Origin of the sequence: Streptomyces sp. NPDC088261 (assembly GCF_044740805.1) — a bacterium.
In the GTDB taxonomy this organism is placed as follows: Bacteria; Actinomycetota; Actinomycetes; order Streptomycetales; family Streptomycetaceae; genus Streptomyces.
This window is the reverse complement of record NZ_JBIURL010000020.1, coordinates 74,130-89,554: the sequence shown is the minus strand read 5'-3', so window position 1 is coordinate 89,554 and position 15,425 is coordinate 74,130. Positions and strand designations below refer to the sequence as shown.

Sequence of the window (15,425 nt, the reverse complement as noted above, 5' to 3'; positions counted from 1 at the left end):
ATGAGCGCGCCCGGGATAGACGGGCCGCAGGTGGTACGGCACCTGCGGCCGCCCCGCAACACGCTCGACCCCCGCGCCGTCGCCTGGTGGCGCACCCGCGTGCTGTTGCTCACCGTCGTCCCCGTCGCGCCGCTCGCCGTGCTGGGGGCGCTCGTCGCCCCCGCGCGGACCTGGCTGTTCACGCCCGCCGCCGTCCTCGCGGTGCTCGGTCTCCTCGGTGCGGTGCTCCTGCCCGGATGGTGGTTCCGGGTGCACCGCTGGGAGGTGACCGACGAGGCGGTGTACGTCCTCACCGGCTTCTTCCAACAGGAGTGGCGGATCGCGCCGATGTCCCGGATCCAGACCGTGGACACCGTGCGCGGCCCGCTGGAGCAGCTGTTCCGGCTCTCCACGGTCGTCGTCACGACCGCGTCCGCCAAGGGCGCCGTCCACCTCGCGGGGCTGGACCACCGGCTCGCCGCCGACCTGGCCGAGCGCCTGACCCGGATCACCGGGACCACGCCCGGTGACGCCACATGAGCGACACGGAGGCGGCGGCCGGTCCCGGCGCGAACCCCGCCGCTGCCGGTACGGTCACCGCCGGGGGAGCCGCCGGCGGCACGGAACGGGCCGCCCCGGCGGACGGGCCCGAGGGATGGCGGCGGCTGGACCGGCGCGGCCTCCTCGTCACCGCGACCGTCCTCGCGGGCATCGCCCTCGGCGCCGGGATACCGACCGCCGTCGGGATGACGGGCGGCATGCCCCTGGGCGAAGCCCTCGCCTGGGTCCTCGCCGGTACCGGCGCCCTGATCGTGTGCGGTACCGGCGGCGAGTACGTCCGCTGGCGCCGCACCCGCTACCGCGTCGGCCCCGAGCGGGCCGAACTCCACACCGGCCTGTTCCTGGTCAAACGCCGGTCCCTGGCCCGCGAACGCATACGCACCGTCGACCTCACCGCCAGCCTCCTGCTGCGGTCCCTCGGCCTGGTCAAGGTCAGGATCGGCACCGGCGAGCACACCGGCAACGAGTCCACCCTGGAACTCGACGCGGTCCGCAGGGCCGAGGGGGAACGGCTCCGCAGAGAACTGCTCGACCGGACCCCCGGGGAGCCGGGACCGCACCGCGAGGGCCTGCTGGCCGTCCTCGACCCCCGCTGGATCCGCTACGCCCCCCTCTCCTTCCTCGCGCCCGTGCTCGGCGGCACGGCGGCCGGCGGCCTCCTCCAGGTCAGCGATTGGTTCGGCGCCCAGACCGAGGTGATCGACTGGGTCGCGGACCGGCTGCGGGACACCCCGCTGCTCTGGTCGGTCGCCGCGCTGGTCGCGGCGGCGGGGCTGGCCGGCGTCGTGGGCACCCTCGGCCTGTGGGTCGAGATGTGGTGGAACTACCGGCTGGAGAGGGAGCCCGGCGGCACCCTGCGCGTCCGCAGAGGGCTGCTCACCTCCCGGTCCGTCTCCCTCGAGGAGCGGCGGCTGCGCGGCGTCGAGCTGGTCGAACCGATCGGCGTGCGGCTCGTCGGCGCGGCCCGGCTGGACGCCGTCGCCACCGGCCTTGCCCACGACGACGAGGACAAACACGCCGACCACAAGAACCTCCTGCCCGCCGCGCCGGCCTCCTTCGCCCACGCGCTGGCGGCCCGGGTCCTCCGGGAGCCCGAGTCCCCGACGCGGACGGCCCGGCTGATCCCCCACCCGAGGGCCGCCCGCTCCCGCAGACTGCGCCGCGCCCTGGCGGCGGTCCTGGCGCCGGCCGCGCTCCTCACGGTCCTCGGTCTGCTCCTGACCGACGTGCTGCTGTACGTGGCGGCGGCGGCCACGGCGTTTCTGCTCCCCCTGGCCGTCGTGCTGGCCCTGGACGCGGCCCGGAACCTGGGCCACGCCACCACGGGCGCCTACCTGGTCGCCCGCTCGGGAACCCTGCGCCGTACCACCGTCGCCCTCCAGCGGGGCGGTGTGATCGGCTGGACGATCCGCCAGTCGTACGTCCAGCGCAGGGCCGGCCTGATCACCCTGACGGCGACCACCGCCGCCGGAGAAGGCGCGTACGCCATCAAGGACGCGGCCCAGGGCGAGGGCCTGGCCTTCGCCGCGCAGGCCGTCCCCGGCCTGCTGGAACCGTTCCTGCAATCCGAGTGACGTACGGGCGGCGGGACGCGATCATGACCGTATGACAGCAACCAGTCGCCGTACGGTACTCGCCGCTCTCGCCACCGCCGCCGTGAGCGGGTCCGTGACGGCCGGGCAGGCGCGGGCCGCCGTGGCGGCGGAGGACCACTACGCCTCCTCCACCGACCTCTACACCCAGCTCGCGGGCAGGGAAGGGCTCGACTTCGGGCGCCGGTACCGGCGCCACGAGCGGCTCGACAGCAGCCTCGCCTCGGGGTTCCCGTACGTCCGCACCGTCGTGATGGCGCCGCACGGGGGCGGGATCGAGACCGGGACCTCCGAGCTGTGCCTCGCGATCGCCGGATACCACCCCGCCACCCTCGCCCCCCTGCCGGGCGGGGGCGCGCTCCACGACTACTGGATGTTCGAGGGGCTGCTCGACTCCGGCAACGGGGATCTGCACATCACCTCGTCCCACATCGACGACCGCGTCGCCCTGTCCCTGGCGGCCGGCAGCCTCAACGTGGTGTCCCTGCACGGCTGCCGGGCCGACCAGACCGGCGCGCCCGCCTCCCGGCCCGAGGCCGTGGTCGTAGGCGGGCGCAACGCCGCGTTCAAGCAGTACCTGCACGACGCGCTGCGGGCGGCCGGGTTCCAGACGATCGACGGGTCGGCCGTACCGGATCTCGCCGGGGTGGACCCGGACAACCTGTGCAACCGCACCCTGCTGGGCAAGGGCGGACAGCTGGAACTCACCACCGAGCTGCGCAGGAGCATGTTCGGTACGTTCACCCGGGCCGGCCGGGCGGGCTCCACCAACGAGATCTTCGACGCCTTCACCACCGCCGTCCGCACCGCCGTCGCGCGGCTGGAGGCGGGCGCGGACCAGGTCGTCCTCTGAGGGTGAGCGTGAGAGAAAGGCCCGGTCCGCCGGGGAGGCGGACCGGGCCTTCGCGTCAGGACGGTGACAGGACGTCAGGCCACCGACGGGGGATACAGGTCCCTCGGCAGCTTCGACGCCGCGTCCGCGTCCAGCAGCCACAGCGTGCGGCTCCTGCCGTATGCGCCCGCCGCCGGGGCCTGGATCTCGCCCGCCCCCGACAGGGCGATCTCCGCCGCCTCCGCCTTGTCCCCGCCCGCCGCCAGCAGCCACACCTCGTGCGCCGCGCGGATCGCGGGCAGGGTGAGGGAGACGCGCAGCGGCGGGGGCTTGGGAGCGCCGTGCACGGCGACGACCGTGCGCTCCGTCTCCCGTACCCCCGGCAGCTCGGGGAAGAGCGACGCCACGTGCGTGTCGGGCCCCACCCCCAGCATCAGGACGTCGAAGGACGGCACCTGCGCGTGGTCCTCCGGGCGGGAGGCCGCGGCCAGTTCCGCCGCGTACGCGGCGGCGGCCGCCTCCACGTCGTTGCCGTACGGGCCGTCCGACGCCGGCATCGCGTGCACCCGGGCGGGGTCCAGCGCAACCGAGTCGAGCAGCGCCTCACGGGCCTGGGTGATGTTGCGCTCCGGGTCGCCCTCCGGCAGGAAGCGCTCGTCGCCCCACCACAGGTCGAGACGCGACCAGTCGACCGCGTCCCGCGCGGGCGCCGCCGACAGCGCGGCCAGCAGGCCGTTGCCGTTGCGCCCGCCCGTGAGCACCACCGAGGCGGAGCCGCGGGAGGCCTGGGCGTCCACGATCCTCGTGATCAGCCGGGCCGCCGTGGCCTGCGCCATCAGCTCCTTGTCCCGGTGGACGACCAGGTGCGGGGCGCTCACTTCGCGGCCGCCTTCTTCGCCGCGGCCCGCTTGGCCGGCGCCGGTGTCTCCTCCGCGAGGGGTACCGCCTGCCCCGACGCGTCCCCGAGCTTCTCCACGCCGTACCGCAGGGCCGACGCGTAGATCTCGTCCGGGTCGAGCCGGCGCAGCTCCTCCGCGATCAGCTCCGACGTGTCGCGCCGGTTGAGCGCGACCGCCCGGTCCGGCTGGCCGTCGATGGAGAGCGTCGCGAGGGTGCCGTCCAGGCGCGTGAGCGAGATGGGCCCGCAGTCGGTCTCCATCCGGACGGACGTCAGGCCGGGACCGGCCGAGACCGTGCGCTTGACCGGTACGTGCAGCCGGTCGGCGAGCCACATGCCGAGCAGCTCACCGCTCGCGTTCAGCTCCTCGCCCTCCACCTCGACCTCGGTGACGGCGCAGTCGACCTGGTCCAGGGCCGCCGCGAGCATCGAGCGCCACGGGGTGATCCTGGCCCACGCGAGATCCGTGTCGCCGGGGGTGTAGACGGCGGCGCGGGACTTGAGCTCCTCGATCGGGTGCTCCGCCGCGTAGGTGTCCGTCACGCGGCGCTGGGCCAGCGTGCCCAGCGGGTCCTTCGCCGGGTTGACGGGCGCGTTGACCGCCCACCACACGACGACGGGCGCGTCCGGCAGCAGCAGCGGCAGGACCACCGACTGGGCGTGGTCGATGACCTCGCCGTACAGCCGCAGGACGACCGTCTCGCCGGTGCCGGCGTCCACGCCCACCCGCACCTCGGCGTCCAGGCGCGGCTTCGCGCGGTCGCGCGCCGAGCGCGAGACCCGCTTGATGATGACGAGCTTGCGCGAGGGGTGCTCGCGGGACGCGTCGTTGGCGGCCTTCAGCGCGTCGTACGCGTTCTCCTCGTCGGTGACGAGGACCAGCGTGAGGACCATGCCGACGGCGGGGGTGCCGATCGCCCTGCGTCCCCGCACCAGCGCCTTGTTGATCTTGCTGGACGTGGTGTCCGTAAGGTCGATCTTCATGGCCGACGCCAGCTCCGTCCGTGTCGTGCGAGCATTTCGTCCGCCTCGACCGGACCCCAGGTCCCGGACTCGTACTGCGCGGGCTTGCCGTGCGCGTCCCAGTACTGCTCGATCGGGTCGAGGATCTTCCAGGACAGCTCGACCTCCTCCGTGCGCGGGAAGAGGTTCGAGTCGCCGAGCAGCACATCGAGGATGAGCCGTTCGTACGCCTCGGGGCTGGACTCCGTGAAGGACTCGCCGTACGCGAAGTCCATCGAGACGTCCCGCACCTCCATCGCGGTGCCCGGCACCTTCGAGCCGAAGCGCATGGTCACGCCCTCGTCCGGCTGGACCCGGATGACCAGGGCGTTCTGCCCCAGCTCCTCCGTGGCCGTGTGGTCGAAGGGGGAGTGCGGGGCCCGCTGGAACACCACCGCGATCTCGGTGACCCGGCGGCCGAGGCGCTTGCCGGTACGGAGGTAGAAGGGGACGCCCGCCCAGCGGCGGTTGTCGATCTCCACCTTCACGGCGGCGTAGGTGTCGGTCTTCGACTTGGGGTCGATACCGTCCTCCTGGAGGTAGCCGACGGCCTTCTCGCCGCCCTGCCACCCGGACGCGTACTGCCCGCGCACGGTGTCCGCGCCGAGGTCCGCCGGCAGCCGTACGGCGCCGAGGACCTTGGTCTTCTCCGCCGCCAGCGCGTCCGCGTCGAAGGAGGCGGGCTCCTCCATCGCGGTCAGCGCGAGCAGCTGGAGCAGGTGGTTCTGGATCACGTCCCGGGCAGCGCCGATGCCGTCGTAGTACCCGGCACGGCCGCCGATCCCGATGTCCTCGGCCATCGTGATCTGGATGTGGTCGACGTACGACCGGTTCCAGATCGGCTCGAAGAGGGTGTTGGCGAAGCGGAGCGCCAGGATGTTCTGGACGGTCTCCTTGCCGAGGTAGTGGTCGATCCGGAAGACCTCGTTGGACGGGAAGACCTCGTGCACGACCTTGTTGAGGGCCTGCGCGGACTTGAGGTCGTGCCCGAACGGCTTCTCGATGACCGCGCGGCGCCAGGAGCCCTTCTTCTGGTCGGCCAGCCCGTGCTTCTTGAGCTGCTGGACGACCTGCGGGAAGAACTTCGGCGGTACGGAGAGGTAGAAGGCGAAGTTGCCGCCCGTCCCCTGCTTCTTGTCGAGGTCGTCGATCGTCGCCTTGAGGTGCTCGAACGCCTCGTCGTCGTCGAAGTTGCCCTGGACGAAGCGCATCCCCTGGACGAGCTGCTGCCAGACCTCCTCGCGGAACGGCGTGCGCGCGTGTTCCTTGACGGCGTCGTGGACCTCCTGCGCGAAGTCCTCGTCCTGCCATTCGCGGCGCGCGAAGCCGACGAGCGAGAAGCCCGGCGGCAGCAGACCGCGGTTGGCGAGGTCATAGATGGCGGGCATCAGCTTTTTGCGGGACAAATCGCCCGTGACGCCGAAGATGACCAGGCCCGACGGCCCCGCGATGAGCGGGAGCCGTCGGTCCGCGGCGTCACGGAGCGGATTCGCTCCGTGGGTTGCGGTCAAGGAGATCAGCCCTCCGAAGGGGCGAGGCGCTTGAGCTCGGCCTCGGTCGACTTGAGCAGGTCGGTCCAGGCGCCCTCGAACTTCTCGACGCCCTCGTCCTCCAGCAGCTGGACGACCTCGTCGTACGAGATCCCCAGCTTCTCGACGGCGTCCAGGTCCGCGCGTGCCTGGTCGTACGTACCGCGCACCGTGTCACCGGTGATCTGCCCGCTGTCCGCCGTGGCGTCCAGCGTGGCCTCCGGCATGGTGTTCACCGTGTTCGGCGCGACCAGCTCGTCGACGTACAGGGTCGGCTTGTACGCCGGGTCCTTGACGCCCGTCGAGGCCCACAGCGGACGCTGCTTGTTGGCCTGCGCGCGGTCCAGGGCCGCCCAGCGGTCGGAGGAGAAGACCTCTTCGTACGCCTCGTACGCGAGCCGGGCGTTGGCGAGGGCCGCCTTGCCGCGCGCCGCCTTCGCCTCGTCCGTGCCCAGCGCGTCGAGCCGCTTGTCGATCTCGGTGTCCACGCGGGACACGAAGAAGGACGCCACCGAGTGGATCTTCGAGAGGTCCAGGCCCGCGGCCTTCGCCTTCTCCAGACCCGACAGGTAGGCGTCCATGACCTTGCGGTAGCGCTCCAGCGAGAAGATCAGCGTGACGTTGACGCTGATGCCCCGGCCGATGGTCTCGGTGATCGCCGGCAGGCCGGCCTCGGTCGCCGGGATCTTGATGAGCGTGTTCGGCCGGTCCACCAGCCAGGCCAGCTGCTTGGCCTCGGCGATGGTCGCCGTCGTGTCGTGGGCCAGGCGCGGGTCCACCTCGATGGAGACCCGGCCGTCCTGGCCGTCCGTCCGGTCGAAGACCGGGCGCAGGATGTCGGCGGCGTCGCGGACGTCCGCCGTCGTGATCATGCGGATGGCCTCTTCGACCGTGACCCGGCGGGCGCCCAGCTCGGTCAGCTGGGTGTCGTACCCGTCACCCTCCGAGATCGCCTTCTGGAAGATCGACGGGTTGGTGGTGACACCCACCACGTGCTGCTGGTCGATGAGTTCGGCGAGATTGCCGGACGTGATGCGCTTGCGCGACAGGTCGTCGAGCCAGATCGCGACGCCTTCGTCGGAGAGGCGCTTGAGTGCGTCTGTCATGAGAAATACATCTCCTACGGTTCGTATAACGGCGTCAGCGCGCGGAGGCTTCCAGTGATTCCCGGGCGGCGGTCGCGACCGCCTCGGCGGTGAAACCGAACTCGCGGAACAGCACCTTCGCGTCCGCGGATGCCCCGAAATGCTCCAGCGACACGATGCGCCCCGCGTCGCCCACAAAACGGTGCCAGGTGAGACCGATCCCGGCCTCGACCGCCACGCGCGCCTTCACGGACGGCGGCAGCACGGCGTCCCGGTACGCCTGGTCCTGCTCGTCGAACCACTCCACCGACGGCATCGACACGACCCGCGTGGGGATGCCGTCCGCCTGGAGCAGCTCACGGGCCTCGACGGCCAGCTGGAGCTCGGAGCCCGTACCGATCAGCACGACCCGCGCGGGGCCGCCCTCGGCCTCGAAGCGGACGTAACCGCCCTTGGCCGTATCGGCGTTGGCGTCGTACGTCGGCACACCCTGGCGGGTCAGCGCCAGACCGTGCGGCGCGCGCTTCGGGTGCCGCCGGAGGATCTCCGCCCACGCGATCGCCGTCTCGTTGGCGTCGGCGGGACGGACGATGTTGAGGCCCGGAATGGCCCGCAGCACGGACAGGTGCTCGACCGGCTGGTGGGTCGGGCCGTCCTCGCCCAGGCCGATGGAGTCGTGCGTCCACACATAGGTGACCGGCACGCGCATCAGCGCGGCGAGCCGGACGGCCGGCCGCATGTAGTCGGAGAACACCAGGAAGGTGCCGCCGTAGATACGGGTGTTGCCGTGCAGCGCGATGCCGTTCATCGTCGCGCCCATGGCGTGCTCGCGGATGCCGTAGTGCACCGTGCGGCCGTACGGGTCCGCCTCCGGCAGGGGGTTGCCCTCCGGGAGGAACGACGACGTCTTGTCGATGGTGGTGTTGTTCGAGCCCGCGAGGTCGGCGGAGCCGCCCCACAGCTCGGGGACGACCTCACCGAGGGCCTGGAGCACCTTGCCCGAAGCGGCGCGCGTGGCAAGGGACTTGCCGGTCTCGAAGACCGGCACCACTTCGTCCCAGCCGGTGGGCAGCTCACCCGCGCGGACCCGGTCGAACGTGGCGGCGCGCTCGGGGTTGGCCGTACGCCACGCGGCGAACAGCTTCTCCCACTCGCCGCGCGTCTCGCGGCCGCGGTCCAGGGCCTCGCGGGTGTGCGCGAGCACGTCCTCGTCCACGACGAAGGACTTCTCGGGGTCGAAGCCGAGCACGCGCTTCGTGGCCGCGACCTCGTCGCCGCCCAGCGCCGAGCCGTGCGCGGCCTCGGTGTTCTGCGCGTTCGGGGCGGGCCAGGCGATGATCGAACGGGCCGCGATGAACGACGGGCGCTCGGTCTCGGCCTGCGCGGCCCTCAGCGCCTCGTACAGGCCCCGCGGGTCCAGGTCGCCGTTCGGCAGCTGGTCGACGCGCTGCACGTGCCAGCCGTACGCCTCGTACCGCTTGAGAGTGTCCTCGGAGACGGCCGTCTCCGTGTCGCCCTCGATGGAGATGTGGTTGTCGTCCCACAGCACGACGAGATTGCCCAGCTTCTGGTGCCCGGCCAGCGAGGACGCCTCCGCGGAGACACCCTCCTGGAGGCAGCCGTCGCCGACGATCACCCAGATGGTGTGGTCGAACGGGGAGGTGCCGGCCGCCGCCTCCGGGTCGTACAGTCCACGCTCGTAGCGGGCGGCCATCGCCATGCCCACCGCGTTCGCCACGCCCTGTCCGAGCGGGCCCGTCGTGGTCTCGACGCCGACGGTGTGGCCGTACTCCGGGTGGCCGGGGGTCCTCGAACCCCAGGTCCGGAAGGCCTCCAGGTCGGCCAGGTCCAGGCCGTACCCGGCGAGGAAGAGCTGGATGTAGAGGGTCAGGGAGGTGTGCCCCGGCGAGAGGACGAACCGGTCACGACCGGTCCACTGGGCGTCGGCCGGGTCGTGCCGCATGAGTTTCTGGAACAAGAGATAGGCAGCGGGAGCCAGGCTCATGGCCGTACCGGGATGGCCGTTGCCGACCTTCTGTACGGAATCCATGGCGAGGACGCGGGCGGTGTCGACTGCCCGGCGGTCCAGATCGGTCCACTCGACGTCTGTGGTGGTCGGCTTGGTGCTCACCCTGAGTCAGGGCTCCTCTCCAGCTGTCGAATCCCGGTGCTCTGAGGGCGCACCGGTTCGCTGCCGAGCCTACCCTCGCGACAAACACCCATCTTTTCGAGTGCCTTTCCAGAGTGCGACGCGTGCGGGGACTTCGCCTCCCGGCGCGGCGGAGGGGAGCGGCGGAGCGCCCCGAACACGACCCCACCCCCGCGAAGAACGGCATCTGGGCAACGTCTAGAGTGACGTGGTACGCGCAAGCCTTTACCGGGTCTTCACGCCCGGAGCTTGCTGGGTTTCTCTGTCAGGGGTGTACGTGACAGCCGTCGAGTCCCGGCCCGCAGGGGTCGTCCAGACTCCGATCCCGGGGGGCCGCCGGCCGCTCAGAGCCCGCGTCCTGGCGTTCGTGGCGCTGACCAAGCCGAGGATCATCGAGCTGCTCCTCATCACCACGGTCCCGGTGATGTTCCTGGCCACCCAGGGGGTGCCGGACCTCTGGCTCGTGGTCACCACGTGCGTCGGCGGTTATCTCTCCGCGGGCGGCGCCAACGCGCTGAACATGTACATCGACCGCGACATCGACGCGCTGATGGACCGTACGTCGCAGCGTCCCCTGGTCACCGGCATGGTCTCGCCGCGCGAGTGCCTGGCCTTCGGGTTCACGCTGGCCGTCGTGTCGACGCTGTGGTTCGGGCTGCTGGTCAACTGGCTGTCGGCGGCGCTGTCGCTGGGCGCGCTGCTCTTCTACGTCGTCGTCTACACGATGATCCTCAAACGCCGTACCTCCCAGAACATCGTCTGGGGCGGCATCGCGGGCTGCATGCCGGTGCTGATCGGCTGGTCGGCGGTGACCGACTCGGTCTCCTGGGCCGCGGTCATCCTCTTCCTCGTCATCTTCTTCTGGACGCCTCCGCACTACTGGCCGCTTTCCATGAAGGTGAAGGACGACTACGCGCGCGTGGGCGTCCCGATGCTCCCGGTCGTCGCCTCCAACCGGGTGGTGGCCCGCCAGATCGTCGCCTACAGCTGGGTGATGGTCGCCGTCTCGCTGCTGCTGACACCGCTCGGCTACACCGGCTGGTTCTACACGTCGGTGGCGCTGGTGGCCGGCGGCTACTGGCTCTGGGAGGCGCACGGCCTCCAGTCGCGGGCGAAGTCCGGGGTGACGGGCGCCAAGCTCAAGGAGATGCGACTGTTCCACTGGTCGATCACCTATGTTTCCCTCTTGTTCGTCGCCGTGGCGGTCGACCCGTTCCTGCGGTAGCCCGATCGCCCCGGCCCTGGCGGCAGAGCCCGGTCCTGCGGTAGCCCGATTCGTTACCCATCGGTAGCATCGGGGCCATGGCAGAGACAGACGACGGAACGGCAGACACCGGAGCGGACACCGGCCGGGGCGGCGCCCGCGACGAGCGGCGCGCCGCGCGCCTGGCCAAGCACATCGGCACGTTCGCCAGGAAGCACGGCGGCGCCGAGGGACAGCTCGCGTACCTCGGACAGGCCGGCACCCGCATCGTGCTCGTCGGCGGGGACGGCGGCTGGGGCGACCTCGTCGCCCCCTCGCACGGCGTCGCGCTGAGCGCCGCGGAGAAGGCCGGACTCACCCTGCACGAGACCTTCGACGGCGAGTTCGCCGCGAAGGTGCGCACCGGGCGGTACGAATGGTCCCGCATGGCGGGCATCCAGGTCGGCGGACGCGCGAATCCCGGCGGCGCCCCGGACACCGGCGGCCGGGCCGGCCCCGGCGGAGACGCGAACCGCTGAGCCGGGCCCCGGGCCGCGACCGGATCGCCCCTCACCCGTTAGGACGGTAGGAGTACGGTCCACGACGGGAACCCGATGATCGAAACACTGTCCCTCGTGGACCAGTACTGCCACGGCGTCCTCCGCACGGAGCTGGGCCTCGGCACCTTCGAGGCCCAGCTCGGCGGCCGGGTGGGACCCGCCGCCCCGGGCACCACCTTCTTCGACACCCAGGCCGGTTTCGCGGTACGGCGCTGGTGTCCGCCGCTCCTCGGCCTCGAACCGCACTGCCCGCCCGCGCACTACCTCGCGCGCCGCCGGGAGCTGGGCGTCCTGGAGTCCGGCAGACGGCTGCTGCGCTCCACCGGCGTCACCACCTACCTGGTCGACACCGGCCTGCCGGGCGGCGATCTGACGGGACCGGGGGAGATCGCCGCCGCCGGGGCCGCCGACGCCCGGGAGATCGTCCGGCTGGAACCCCTCGCCGAGCGGGTCGCCGACACCTCCTGCGGGGTCGCCGACCTCCTGGCCGGGCTCGACCGGGCCGTCCGCACCGCCGCCGCCACGGCGGTCGCGTTCACGTCCGTGGCGGGGGTACGGCACGAGCTCGCCCTGGCCCCCGAGCCGCCCGGGCACGCCGAGGTACGGGCGGCGGCGGGCCGCTGGCTCGCGGTACGGGAGGCCGGCGGACCGCTGGACGACCCGGTGCTGCTGCGGCACCTGCTCTGGCTGGCCCTCGGCTCCGGACTGCCCCTGCAACTGCACACCGGCACGCGCGACGCGCACGCCCCGGCGGGCGGCGCCGACCCGGCGCTGGTCACCGCCTTCGCGAGCGCCACGGCCGGGCTCGGCACCCCTCTGGTGCTCCTGGGGGCCTACCCGTACCACCGGCACGCGGCGCAGCTGACGAGCGTCTTCCCGCATGTGTACGCCGACCTCGGGCCCGCCCTCGCGCACACCGGGGCGCGGGCCGCCGCCGTACTGGCGGAGATCCTGGAACTGGCCCCGTTCGGGAAGCTGTTGTTCTCCAGCGGGGCGCGGGCCCTGCCCGAACTGCACGTCGTGGGCGCCCGGGTGTTCCGGGAGGCGCTGGTCCGGGTCCTGGGCGGCTGGGTCGCCGACGGGGCGTGGTCGCTCACCGACGCGCAGCGGGTCGCCGGGATGATCGCGGCGGGCAACGCCCGCCGGCTCTACGGGCTGTCAGACGGCCGCGGACAGCCGTGAGCCGGGCTGCGCGGGGATCTCCGCGCCGGTCACCGGCCGTTCGCGCAGGCTCATCGCGACCCGCACGACCCCGACCCACACCAGGCACGACCCGAGCATGTGCACGCCGACCAGCACGGCTGGCACGTCCGTGAAGTACTGCACGTAGCCGATCCCGCCCTGCGCGAGCAGCACCAGCAGCAGGTTGCGGGCGATCACCCGGGTGTCCGCCGGGGCGTCCACCACACGCAGCACCAGCCACAGGGCGACGGCGAGCGCGCAGACGACCCAGGCGGCGGCGGTGTGGACATGGGCGGTGGTCGTCCAGTCGAACGGCATCCGCGGTACGTCGCTGCTGTCGCCCGCGTGCGGCCCGGAACCGGTCACGACCGTGCCCGCCACGACGAGGACGACCGTGGAGGCGGTCAGCGCCCAGGACAGCTTCCGTACCGGACCGGGCACGCGCGGGCGGGGTGCGCCGTCGCCCTCGCGGGTGCGCAGCCAGGTCACCGTGGTGACGGTCAGGAGCGTCATGGCGAGCAGCAGATGCCCGGCCACCGTCCAGGGGTTGAGGCCCGCGAGCACCGTGACGCCGCCGAGGACGGCGTTGCCCATGACGATCCAGAACTGCGACCAGGCGAGCCGCGAGAGCCCGCGCCGCCGGGGCTTCGCGGAGCGCGCCGCGATGATCGCCCAGCCGACGGCCGCGCACAGGACGTACGTCAGCATGCGGTTGCTGAACTCGATCGCGCCGTGGATCCCCTGCTCGGGGGTGGCGACGAGGCTGTTGTCGGTGCACTTGGGCCAGGTGTCGCAGCCGAGTCCGGAACCGGTCAGCCGTACCGCGCCTCCGGTGACGACGATCACCACGCTCATCAACACGGCGCCGAGGGCGGCGCGCTGGAGCGTACGGGGCGAAGGCGTCCAGCGCCGGGCGATGTAGGCGAGGGGGGTCAACACGCGAACCATCGTAGGCGGGAGCTTGTGCGGGTTTTCACGAGGGGGGTACGGGCCGGCGTACGGGGCGCGGGCGGTGGGCCCGGTCGGCCGGGACGCTCACTCCCAGCGGAAGAACGCGCCCGCCGCGCCCAGTCCGATGGCCGCCCACACCGCCAGGATCCCGAGGTCCCCCCACGGGGTCGCGGCGCCGTGCTGGAGCACGTCCCGCAGGCCATCCGAGAGGGCCGAGATCGGCAGCAGCCCGAGCACGCTCTGCGCCCCGTCCGGGAACCGGTCCAGGGGCACGATCACCCCGCCGCCCACCAGCAGCAGCAGGAAGACCAGGTTCGCCGCCGCCAGCGTCGCCTCCGCCCGGAGCGTGCCCGCCATCAGCAGGCCGAGGCCGGAGAAGGCCGCCGTGCCCAGCACGAGCAGCAGCAGGACCACCAGCGGGTTGCCGTGCGGCGACCACCCCAGGGCGAAGGCGATCACCGTCAGCAGGGCGACCTGGAGCACTTCGGTGACCAGGACGGACAGCGTCTTGGCGGTCATCAGGGCCCAGCGCGGCAGCGGTGACACGGCGAGGCGCTTGAGCACTCCGTACCGCCGCTCGAAGCCCGTCGCGATGGCCTGGCCGGTGAACGCCGTCGACATCACGGCGAGCGCCAGGACGCCGGGCGCCAGGAAGTCCACCGCCTCGCCCGCGCCGGTGTCCACGACGTCGACCGTCGAGAACAGCACCAGCAGGAGCGAGGGGATGATCACGGTCAGCAGCAGCTGCTCGCCGTTGCGCAGCAGCAGCTTCGTCTCGAACGCCGTCTGCGCGGCGATCATGCGCCCCAGCGGGGCCGCGCCCGGCGCCGGCGCGTAGGAGGTGGACCCGCCGCCCGCGCGCAGGCCGGTCCCCGGGCTCGTACCGGTGCTCATGGACGCAGCTCCTTGCCGGTCAGTTCGAGGAAGACGTCCTCCAGCGTGTGCCGCTCCACGGCGATCCCCGACGCCATCACGCCGTGCTGCGCGCACCAGGAGGTGACGGTGGCGAGCAGCTGCGGGTCGATCGTGCCGCCGATGCGGTACGCGCCCGGCGTCAGCTCGGCGGCCGCCGTGCCGTCGGGCAGGGCCTTGAGGAGCGAGCCGAGGTCGAGCCCCGGGCGGCCGGTGAAGCGCAGGGTGTTCTCGGCGCCGCCCCGGCACAGGTCCTCGGGGCTGCCCTGGGCGATGACCCGGCCCGCGTCGACGATCACGACGTCGTCGGCGAGCTGTTCGGCCTCGTCCATGAAGTGGGTGGTGAGGACGACCCCGACGCCGTCGGCCCGAAGCTCGCGGACCAGGTCCCAGGTGGAGCGGCGGGCCTGCGGGTCGAGCCCGGCGGTCGGTTCGTCCAGGAAGACCAGCTCGGGGCGGCCCACCACGGCGAGGGCGAGGGCGAGCCGCTGCTGCTGGCCGCCGGAGAGCCGCCGGTAGGTGGTACGGCCGCAGTCGCCGAGGCCCAGGCGCTCGACGAGCGTGTCCACGTCGAGCGGGTGGGCGTGCAGCCGGGCCATGTGGCGGAGCATTTCCTCGGCGCGCGCGCCCGAGTAGACGCCGCCGGACTGGAGCATCACGCCGATGCGGGGGCGCAGCCGCGCCGCGTCGGCGAGGGGGTCGAGCCCGAGGACCCGTACCGTCCCCGCGTCCGGCCGCCGGTAGCCCTCGCAGATCTCGACGGTGGTGGTCTTGCCGGCTCCGTTGGGGCCGAGGACCGCGGTGACCGTGCCGGCCGCGATCCGCAGGTCCAGGCCGTCGACCGCGGTCTTCCCGCCGTACCGTTTGATCAGTCCCCGGATCTCGACCACGGGTTCACCGGCGACGCTGTGCATGTCGGGGAGTCTAGGCAGCCCCGGACGGCCCTGGGCGCCCGGGGCCGGAATGCGACCGCCGGAACCGCCCGGACCGGCCGAAAAGCCCTTTCTTAG

Annotated in this window: 14 protein-coding genes; 6 read left to right on the top strand and 8 right to left on the bottom strand. The window is 72.5% G+C overall.

Annotation, left to right across the window (positions count from 1 at the left end; genetic code table 11):
* Genes ACIODU_RS29620 through ACIODU_RS29610 form a run of 3 tightly spaced genes read left to right on the top strand, consistent with a single transcriptional unit; the run spans position 1 to position 2,985 of the window.
* Positions 1-519: a PH domain-containing protein gene (locus ACIODU_RS29620; protein ID WP_401771436.1), complete on the top strand. Its 519-nt coding sequence runs from the start codon at positions 1-3 to the stop codon at positions 517-519.
* Complete coding sequence (locus ACIODU_RS29615; protein ID WP_401771433.1) at positions 516-2,114, top strand: PH domain-containing protein; 1,599 nt, start codon at positions 516-518, stop codon at positions 2,112-2,114. Before ACIODU_RS29620 ends, ACIODU_RS29615 begins: the two co-directional genes overlap by 4 nt.
* Before the next feature lie 31 nt (positions 2,115-2,145).
* On the top strand, positions 2,146-2,985 hold the full coding sequence (locus ACIODU_RS29610) for a poly-gamma-glutamate hydrolase family protein (RefSeq protein ID WP_401771431.1): 840 nt from the start codon (positions 2,146-2,148) through the stop codon (positions 2,983-2,985).
* A 74-nt stretch (positions 2,986-3,059) separates the two neighbouring features.
* Here the strand turns inward: ACIODU_RS29610 and pgl are convergent, their stop codons facing one another.
* From pgl to tkt, 5 genes are read right to left on the bottom strand one after another with little or no spacing between them, the layout of a single operon-like run.
* The gene (gene pgl / locus ACIODU_RS29605; protein ID WP_401771428.1) at positions 3,060-3,842 is read right to left on the bottom strand and encodes a 6-phosphogluconolactonase; all 783 of its coding nucleotides are present in this window, start codon (positions 3,840-3,842) and stop codon (positions 3,060-3,062) included.
* Entirely contained in the window at positions 3,839-4,846 is a 1,008-nt protein-coding gene (opcA, locus tag ACIODU_RS29600; protein ID WP_356424336.1) for a glucose-6-phosphate dehydrogenase assembly protein OpcA, read from the bottom strand. Before opcA ends, pgl begins: the two co-directional genes overlap by 4 nt.
* On the bottom strand, positions 4,843-6,375 hold the full coding sequence (gene zwf, locus ACIODU_RS29595) for a glucose-6-phosphate dehydrogenase (protein WP_356424333.1): 1,533 nt from the start codon (positions 6,373-6,375) through the stop codon (positions 4,843-4,845). The genes opcA and zwf overlap by 4 nt, the downstream gene beginning before the upstream one ends.
* A 5-nt stretch (positions 6,376-6,380) precedes the next feature.
* Entirely contained in the window at positions 6,381-7,499 is a 1,119-nt protein-coding gene (gene tal, locus ACIODU_RS29590; protein WP_356424331.1) for a transaldolase, read from the bottom strand.
* Positions 7,500-7,533: 34 nt separating this feature from the next.
* Positions 7,534-9,609, bottom strand: a complete 2,076-nt coding sequence (gene tkt, locus ACIODU_RS29585) for a transketolase (RefSeq protein ID WP_356424329.1) — start codon at positions 9,607-9,609, stop codon at positions 7,534-7,536.
* A 295-nt stretch (positions 9,610-9,904) separates the two neighbouring features.
* Here tkt and ACIODU_RS29580 point away from each other — a divergent pair, with 295 nt between their 5' ends.
* From ACIODU_RS29580 to ACIODU_RS29570, 3 genes are all read left to right on the top strand, one after another.
* Positions 9,905-10,852 carry a heme o synthase gene (locus ACIODU_RS29580; protein ID WP_356424326.1) on the top strand — a complete coding sequence of 316 codons (948 nt, stop codon included), beginning with the start codon at positions 9,905-9,907 and terminating at the stop codon, positions 10,850-10,852.
* 77 nt (positions 10,853-10,929) lie between these two features.
* Entirely contained in the window at positions 10,930-11,349 is a 420-nt protein-coding gene (locus ACIODU_RS29575) for a hypothetical protein (protein ID WP_401771422.1), read from the top strand.
* A gap of 75 nt (positions 11,350-11,424) precedes the next feature.
* Entirely contained in the window at positions 11,425-12,552 is a 1,128-nt protein-coding gene (locus ACIODU_RS29570; protein ID WP_401771420.1) for an amidohydrolase, read from the top strand.
* On the opposite strand, the gene ACIODU_RS29565 is transcribed toward ACIODU_RS29570, so the two are convergent.
* From ACIODU_RS29565 to ACIODU_RS29555, 3 genes are all read right to left on the bottom strand, one after another.
* Positions 12,529-13,500, bottom strand: coding sequence for a heme A synthase (locus tag ACIODU_RS29565; RefSeq protein ID WP_401771418.1), 972 nt, complete (start codon positions 13,498-13,500; stop codon positions 12,529-12,531). The genes ACIODU_RS29570 and ACIODU_RS29565 overlap by 24 nt on opposite strands.
* Positions 13,501-13,587: 87 nt before the next feature.
* Positions 13,588-14,397 carry an ABC transporter permease gene (locus tag ACIODU_RS29560; RefSeq protein ID WP_401771415.1) on the bottom strand — a complete coding sequence of 270 codons (810 nt, stop codon included), beginning with the start codon at positions 14,395-14,397 and terminating at the stop codon, positions 13,588-13,590.
* Positions 14,394-15,329, bottom strand: a complete 936-nt coding sequence (locus ACIODU_RS29555) for an ABC transporter ATP-binding protein (protein WP_356424312.1) — start codon at positions 15,327-15,329, stop codon at positions 14,394-14,396. The genes ACIODU_RS29560 and ACIODU_RS29555 overlap by 4 nt, the downstream gene beginning before the upstream one ends.
* Positions 15,330-15,425: the final 96 nt, after the last annotated feature.